Origin of the sequence: Dyella sp. (assembly GCF_051954575.1) — a bacterium.
Classification (GTDB): domain Bacteria; phylum Pseudomonadota; class Gammaproteobacteria; order Xanthomonadales; family Rhodanobacteraceae; genus Dyella_B.
The window spans coordinates 62766-69865 of record NZ_JBQCHP010000026.1 but is presented as its reverse complement, the minus strand read 5'-3'; the positions used below and the strand labels follow the sequence as shown (position 1 = coordinate 69865).

7 protein-coding genes are annotated in these 7100 nt (G+C 64.5%); all 7 read right to left on the bottom strand.

Annotation, left to right across the window (positions count from 1 at the left end; genetic code table 11):
- Nucleotides 1–261 precede the first annotated feature (261 nt).
- The 7 genes from ACTHNE_RS03345 to ACTHNE_RS03315 all read right to left on the bottom strand — a co-directional run bounded on the left by ACTHNE_RS03345 (nucleotide 262) and on the right by ACTHNE_RS03315 (nucleotide 7063).
- Entirely contained in the window at nucleotides 262–465 is a 204-nt protein-coding gene (locus tag ACTHNE_RS03345; RefSeq protein ID WP_324942588.1) for a cold-shock protein, read from the bottom strand.
- 165 nt (nucleotides 466–630) lie between these two features.
- On the bottom strand, nucleotides 631–1380 hold the full coding sequence (locus tag ACTHNE_RS03340) for an S-methyl-5'-thioinosine phosphorylase (protein WP_324942585.1): 750 nt from the start codon (nucleotides 1378–1380) through the stop codon (nucleotides 631–633).
- Between the two features lie 102 nt (nucleotides 1381–1482).
- Nucleotides 1483–2049 carry a hypoxanthine-guanine phosphoribosyltransferase gene (locus ACTHNE_RS03335; RefSeq protein ID WP_324942582.1) on the bottom strand — a complete coding sequence of 189 codons (567 nt, stop codon included), beginning with the start codon at nucleotides 2047–2049 and terminating at the stop codon, nucleotides 1483–1485.
- An 8-nt stretch (nucleotides 2050–2057) separates the two neighbouring features.
- Entirely contained in the window at nucleotides 2058–3059 is a 1002-nt protein-coding gene (nagZ, locus tag ACTHNE_RS03330; protein ID WP_440268557.1) for a beta-N-acetylhexosaminidase, read from the bottom strand.
- Complete coding sequence (locus tag ACTHNE_RS03325; protein ID WP_324942575.1) at nucleotides 3059–3592, bottom strand: CYTH domain-containing protein; 534 nt, start codon at nucleotides 3590–3592, stop codon at nucleotides 3059–3061. The genes nagZ and ACTHNE_RS03325 overlap by 1 nt, the downstream gene beginning before the upstream one ends.
- Nucleotides 3593–3601: 9 nt before the next feature.
- Nucleotides 3602–4915 carry a 23S rRNA (uracil(1939)-C(5))-methyltransferase RlmD gene (gene rlmD, locus ACTHNE_RS03320; RefSeq protein WP_440268556.1) on the bottom strand — a complete coding sequence of 438 codons (1314 nt, stop codon included), beginning with the start codon at nucleotides 4913–4915 and terminating at the stop codon, nucleotides 3602–3604.
- Nucleotides 4916–5047: 132 nt separating this feature from the next.
- Entirely contained in the window at nucleotides 5048–7063 is a 2016-nt protein-coding gene (locus tag ACTHNE_RS03315; protein ID WP_440268555.1) for a hypothetical protein, read from the bottom strand.
- Nucleotides 7064–7100: the final 37 nt, after the last annotated feature.

Sequence of the window (7100 nt, the reverse complement as noted above, 5' to 3'; positions counted from 1 at the left end):
ACCGCCAATTCGTTCGCTTCGACAACAGGAGTACGCTTGTTCATGACTCGCCCTCGCTCATTACAGGACGGTGAAGAGTTTTACTCTCCTCCGCTGGCCCCAGAGGCCTTGTCGGAGCGGGGGCGAGTCCATGCGATTACGTTTGCTGACGCGGCTGCAGGTCGTGGCGTGAGCCGATCGTTTTGCATCGATCCAAATCACGCCCAAAAAAAAGCCTTGCGCTAGGCAAGGCTTTCTTGAAATGACTGAAGCAACGGCAACTTATACAGGCTGGACGTTGGACGCCTGCTTACCCTTCGGGCCGTTGGTTACTTCGAAGGTGACCTTCTGGCCTTCCTGAAGGCTGCGAAAGCCTTTGGCGTTAATGGCCGAGAAGTGGACGAATACGTCCTCGGCACCATCGTCCGGCGCAATAAAGCCAAACCCCTTGGCGTCGTTGAACCACTTAACCGTACCGCTAGACATTGCGTGAACCTCTGAATCTTTAAGGACTGGATGCACCAAGTCTCTGCGAGAACCACCTCTACCCCTAGGTCCGCCGCCCCTGGCACAGCGAAAGTATCTGCATGTTTTTGGTTAAAGCGCAATATGCACTGCGTTTAGTGGGGTAATCGGGGCGCCATCCGTTGCTCAGCTTTTGAGCAGTTCGGCAAGCATCGGCGGCACTGCCGCGGTGGCCGCCGCCAGGTGCGCAAAGATCTCTTCGATGCTGATTTCCGCTTCGTCGCCGCAGCCGGCGGCGAAGTTGGCGACCAGGGCCAGGCAGGCGTAATCCAGTTCGAGTTCGCGCGCCAGGGCCGCTTCGGGCATGCCGGTCATGCCAACCAGATCACAGCCGTCGCGTTTCATGCGCGCGATCTCCGCGCGGGTTTCCAGGCGCGGTCCCTGGGTGGCGCCGTAGCAGCCGCCGTCGATCACCGCGATGCCCGCCCTGCTTGCCGCGTCGAGCAGGGCAATACGCAGGGATGCCGTATAGGGCTCGCTGAAATCGATGTGCTTCACCTCGGCGCCTTCCACGTCGCAGAAGCTGGTATAGCGCCCGTGGGTGTAGTCGATGACCTGGTCCGGCACCACGATGACGCGCGGCCCCATGTCATGCCGGATGCCGCCGACCGCATTCACCCCGACCACTCGACGCGCGCCGAGGTGATGCAAGGCCCATACGTTCGCGCGGTAGTTCACGCGATGCGGCGGCAAGGTGTGGCTTTCGCCGTGGCGAGCGAGAAAGGCGATGCGCCGACCCGCGAAATCACCCACCACCACGTCGCCGGATGCCGGGCCATACGGCGTGTCCACGCTTTGCCGGGTGGCGTTTTCCAGGCCGGGAAACTGATATAAGCCGCTGCCGCCGATCACGGCCAGGTCGATGGGAAGACTCATCACGAAAGTCCTGTCATGCAATGTAGGTTTGGGGTGACCACCCCAACGCGGATGGAAGTGGAGGTGGCGATGTTAGGGTCATCACCCCAACCTACCCCGGCATTATTCTTTCAACGCGTAAATGGCAGGCAGGTTACGGCCCTGCTCGTAATAGTCCATGCCATAACCGAAGACATAGCGATCGGGCAGCTCCACGCCGTTGAAATCACTGTGGATGCCTTCCACGCAGCGGCCATGTTCTTTGCGACACAGAGTGACGATCAGCACGCGCTTGGCGCCGCGACGCAGGCAATCGTCCCGCACGGCTTTGAGCGTGTGCCCTTCGTCGAGAATGTCATCTACCAACAACACGGTGCGGCCCTGCAAGTCGGCGGTAGGCTCGCGCAGCCAGACCAGTTCGTTGCCGCTGGTGGCGCCGCGATAACGCGTGGCGTGCACGTAGTCGAATTCGAGATCGGTGCGGATCGCCAAGGCGAGCTGTGCGCCGAACATCAGCGCGCCGTTCATCACGGTGAGAAACACCGCGCGCTCGCCATCGAGCGCGGTATCGATGGCGCGACCCATGTCCGCGATCACGGCTTCCAGTGCTTCGCGCTTGACCAGGACATCCGAACGGGTCAACGCCTCGGCCAGGGAAGGCACGGTCTTGGTGGAGGTAGATGTGCTCATGGGAATCCTCAAACGTCCAATGCGGTGACACGCGCGACGAATTGATCGCGCTGCGGATTGTCGAGCAAACTGGCCCAGGTCGAACCGACCGCGCCGCGCAATGCGGCGATGCGTTGCACACTGGCGTCATCAGGCTTGGGCATGGCGGCGATGGCTTCTTCCACCACGTCCGGAAAACACGCCAGCACCAGATCGCAGCCAGCCTCAAGGTGCGCATGCACGCGCTCGGCCACGCCACCGGCCACGCCCGCGGCGGCCATGCTGATGTCGTCGCTGATCACGGCGCCTTTGAAACCAAGTTCTGCGCGCAGGATGTCCTGGATCCAACAGCGCGAGTAACCCGCAGGCGGTTCGTCCACCGCCGGATACACCACGTGCGCCATCATCACCGCTTCGGCATGCGCGGAGAAACCTTCCAGGAACGGCCGCAGATCGTCGCGGCGTATCTCATCCAGCGAACGCGGATCGATCGCCTGCGCCTTGTGCGTGTCGACGGCCACCGAGCCATGGCCGGGAAAATGCTTGAGCACCGCGGCCATGCCGCCCAGGTGGATGCCGCGCACATAGGCGTGGACCAGTTCACCGGCGATATCCGGATCGGCGTGGAACGCGCGCGTGCCGATCGCCGCGTTGCCGCGCGCCAGATCGGCCACCGGCGCAAAACTGAAATCGATGCCGCTGGCGCGCAATTCGCTGGCCATCAGCCAGGCGTGCTCCTGCGCCAGTTCGATCGCCTGCGCCGGATCGCGATCGTAAACCGCGCCGATTTTCGCCAGCGCCGGCAGTCGCGTGAAGTCGTCGCGGAAGCGCTGTACGGCGCCGCCTTCCTGGTCGACGGCGATCAGCACGTCTTCGCCGGCGACCGCGCGAATCGATTCGGCCAAGGCCACGAGCTGCTCGCGATGTTTATAATTGCGCGCAAACAGGATCACACCTGCCACACCGGGCGCAGTGAGCCACGCATGTTCGTGCGGCAGCAGTTCGGTGCCGGCAACGCCGATCAACAGCATCAGCCGTGCTCCCCTGCCGCCACGTCAAGGGCGCGGCGTTCGTCCTCATGCCATTCGGTATACGGACGCTCGATCAGGTTGACGTTGTAGTAGCGCGCCTGCGTGCTTACTTCGCGTCCCAGCCAGGCCGGGCGCGGAAACACGGCATCCTTTTCCGGCAGTTCCACCTCGGCCACGAACAGGCCGCGGTTGGCGCCGAGGAATTCGTCGACTTCGAACAGCCAGCCGTCGATCTCGACGTGGTGGCGAATCTTTTCAAGCACGCCGTTGCACAGCGTGGCCAGCATGGTTTGCGCATCGTCCAGCGGCAGCGGCAACTCGTATTCGGCACGCGCCACGCCCAGTTCCACCGACTTGATGTTGAGCCAGGCCTGGTCGCCGCTGATGCGCACGCGCACCGACGCGCGCGCGGTGCCGTCGCGCAGCGCGCGCACGTCCACCAGATAGCCTTGCGCGATGGGCTTGCTGGCGCTTACCTGTGCGCGCCAGTCGTCGTTGGCGAGCAGGAATTTGCGTTCGATTTCGATAGCCATCGCCGCATTTTACCCGCGTTCGAACAGCGCAATCGATTCGACGTGCGCGGTGTGCGGAAACATGTCCATCACGCCGGCCGCCCTGAGGCGAAAACCATGCTGGTTGACGAGGATGCCGGCGTCGCGCGCCAGCGATGCGGGATGACAGGACACGTAAACGATGCGGCTGGTCTGTTTGTGCGGCAGGTACTCCAGCACCTTGTCCGCGCCGGCGCGCGGCGGATCGAGCAGCAGCTTGTCCCACGGCTTGCGCGCCCAATCGGTGCCGCGCTGATCTTCGAACAAATTGGCCACCTGGAAACGTGCGTTGGTCAATCCATTGCGTGCGGCGTTGTCCGCGGCGCGCGCCACCAGGCCATGCTCGCCTTCCACACCGGTGACTTCGGCGACGCGGCGCGCCAGCGGCAAGGTGAAATTACCCAGGCCGCAGAACAGGTCCAGCACGTGATCCTGCGGCTGCGGATCGAGCAGTTCCAGCGTGCGCAGCATCATGCGGCGATTCAACCCAGCGTTGACCTGCACGAAATCCAGCGGCTGGAATTCCAGCTCCACGTCTTCCACGCCTTCGCCGGCGGGCACGCGAAAAGCCAGGCGTGGATGTTCCGGCCACAGCGGATGCACGCTGCTGACGCCGCCGGGCTGCAGATAGATGGCAAAGCCATGTTGCTGCGCGAAGGCCACGAGCTTGGCACGATCGCTTTCGCTCAAGGGTTTGAGATGACGGAACACCAGCGCGATGGTGTCGTCGCCGGCCGCGAATTCGATCTGCGCGATATCGGCTGCGGCGTCCATGCTGCCGACCAGTTCGCCCAGCAAGCCGATCTTCGGGCCGAGCGCGGGATGCACGACGTCGCAATGCGTGATGTCGGCGACGAAACGCGGATTGCTTTCTTCGCGAAAGCCCACCAGCACGCGGCCCTTTTTCGCCACCGCGCGCACCGACAGACGGCCCTTGCGGCGGTAGCCCCAGGCTTCGCCGGTGAGCGGCGGCAGCCAGGTGTCCGGTTCGACCTTGCCGATGCGCACGAAGTTGTCGAGCAGCACGCGCTGCTTCGCTTCGATTTGCGAGGCCGCATCCAAGTGTTGCAGCGAGCAGCCGCCGCATTGGCCAAAATGGCTGCAGCGCGGTTCGACGCGGTGTGGCGAGCGGGTGAGGATCTCGACGGTTTCCGCCTCGTCGAAATTGCGGTGGCGCTTGCGGATCTTGAGGCGCACCTGCTCGCCCAGCAAGGCGCCGCTGACGAACACCGTCTTGCCGTCGATGCGGGCTACGCCACGGCCGTCGTGACTCAGGTCGGTGATGGCGGCTTCGAACTCTTTCATCGGCACTCTTGGGGTGTGGCGCGCCTGGATCGCAGCGACCCGGCAAACGCGCAAAGGGAAGGACTCAAGGCCTCGCCGGCCCGGCTGGCCGCCCATGATACCAGCGGCGGTGCGCACGCTTGCCGCGCCCGCTTAACGCTCGGCGACGGCGCCCTGGGTGGCCGTCTTCAGGCGCCTGATCAGCAATGGCCAGTCGATCCGGTTCTGCGTGCCGGTGACGTGCAGGTACGGCAGGCCGGAACCCTCGACGATCGAATAGCCGCTGGCGTCGCCGTCCAGTCCGCTCAGCGCGCAGACGCCGTTCTGCAGGCTGATGTCCAGGCCCATGCGCTTGTAGCTCGCGGCCTTGAACAGCTTCATCACCGCTCCCTGCAGACCGCTGGCCGGATTGCCGCCGGTGACGACGGAAAGATTGTTGGCCGCGCGCAGGCTGATGCGTCCGCCGCCCTGCGCCAGCAAGGACGCCTTGAACGCCACCGGCGTACCGCCGACCAGTTGCAAGCCGTTGATGCTGCCGTCCAGGTGCCCGCTCATGGCGCCGAAGTTGAAGGTATCGGCCAGCGGTGCGAGATCGATCTGATGCAGCGTTACGTCACCGCCCCATGCCGGCGCGCTGCTCAACGGCTGCTGCACCGTGATGTGATCGATCGCGGCGCTGCCGCCGAACGCCTTGGCAGTGAGCTGGCCTTCCAGCGCATAGCGATCGCCGGTCCAATGGATGGCGGAGATGCTGCCGTCCAGCGTGCCGGGGAACGGCTGCCAGCCCAAGGCCTGGTTGATGGCGTTGAGGTCCACACCCTGCACGTCGGCGGCCAGATCGATGCGTTCGCCTTTGGCCGCCGCCGGCCGCCAGTCGAGCCGCGCCAGACGGGTCTGGCCTTTCCAGGTCGGCAGCGACAGCGGCGCCTGCAGGCTGAGCAGGCCGTCGCGGCTGCGCCAGCGCGATTGCGTCGGTCCCCACACGAACTGGCGCAGGGTCAACTGATTCCATGCCACTGTGGTGGTGGCTTTTTCGCCCTGCGACGACCAGTCCAATTCACCGCGCAGCCCGTTCGCTTGCCATTGGCCCGAGCCACCGGCCACGTCCAGCCCATCGGTATGGAAGGCGAAGTTGCGCAGGCTCTCGCCGGCGTAGTCGACACGGCCATCGAGCTGGCCGGCGATCTGCGGGTGCGATTCAGTCAGCTCATCCAGCCATGGTTGGCCGTAGCGGTCGTAGGCGGCAGGAAAATGCGCCTGGAAATGATCCAGCCGAAGTTTTTGCAGATTGCCCTTGGCGTCGATCGCCAGCGCGCCTTCCATCTGCAGCGCATCGACGTCGTCCATGCGCAGGCGACTGATGGCGAGACCACCATGTTCGGAACTGGCGGCGAGATCCACCACCACCTCGTGCGCGGGAAGCTTGGCCAACACCGGCCCCATCTGCAGGTCGCCGCCATGCAGGCTGCCATTCAAGGCCAGCTGCGCCGGATGCGCGCTGCCATCCAGCGAGAAACGCGCGTGCCCGTTCAAGCCCTGGGCCGCGAGATTGCCGGCAGGCGTGGCGTACTTGAGTTCGGCAAAGGTGACGTCGCCGGAGGATTGAAAACCTTCGTCGCGAACGTCCAGCGCGAGATCGGCATCGATCTTTCCGCCCGACACGCGCGCCGGCCACACGGTTGCCAGCAAACCCTGCAACCAGCCCGCCGGCAGGTTGCGCAGATTGATCTGTGCGTGCGTGGTCTGGTCGAGCGGAAACGCGGCATCGATGCGCGCCGCGCCCTGTTCGGCGGTGATCTCCAGCGTGTTGGCGGAGGCATCCACCATCCAGCTCATCGTGCCGTTGCCCAGCGCGCCGCCCGGCGCGCCACTGAGCTGCACGGTGCCATCGAAGATCCAGCGCAACTGGGCATCGCGACGCAGGTTGCCGTTGATCGTCATGCCGACCTTGCGCCAGCCGAGCGCAGGGATGTCCGCCTTGCCGGCGTGCAGGCTAAGCTGCACGGTATCCTGCACCGTGCCGGGCGCGAGCTGCGCATGCACGTCCTGTAGGCTGGCGCCCGGTACGTCGATGCGCTTGGCGACCACGACGGTGTTGGCCCACGCGGGCACAGCCCACAACAGGGTCCAGAAGGCACAGACAGCAAGCGGGCGGCGGAAGGACAACATGGAAGGATCATTCTGCCAAACTAAGCTGAACGATACG

What these genes read in the sequence shown, in the direction of transcription:
- ACTHNE_RS03345 (WP_324942588.1), bottom strand. Translation starts at nt 465, where the DNA reads ATGTCTAGCGGTACGGTTAAGTGGTTCAACGACGCCAAGGGGTTTGGC.
- ACTHNE_RS03335 (WP_324942582.1), bottom strand. Translation starts at nt 2,049, where the DNA reads ATGAGCACATCTACCTCCACCAAGACCGTGCCTTCCCTGGCCGAGGCG.
- ACTHNE_RS03315 (WP_440268555.1), bottom strand. Translation starts at nt 7,063, where the DNA reads ATGTTGTCCTTCCGCCGCCCGCTTGCTGTCTGTGCCTTCTGGACCCTG.
- ACTHNE_RS03340 (WP_324942585.1), bottom strand. Translation starts at nt 1,380, where the DNA reads ATGAGTCTTCCCATCGACCTGGCCGTGATCGGCGGCAGCGGCTTATAT.
- rlmD (WP_440268556.1), bottom strand. Translation starts at nt 4,915, where the DNA reads ATGAAAGAGTTCGAAGCCGCCATCACCGACCTGAGTCACGACGGCCGT.
- ACTHNE_RS03325 (WP_324942575.1), bottom strand. Translation starts at nt 3,592, where the DNA reads ATGGCTATCGAAATCGAACGCAAATTCCTGCTCGCCAACGACGACTGG.
- nagZ (WP_440268557.1), bottom strand. Translation starts at nt 3,059, where the DNA reads ATGCTGTTGATCGGCGTTGCCGGCACCGAACTGCTGCCGCACGAACAT.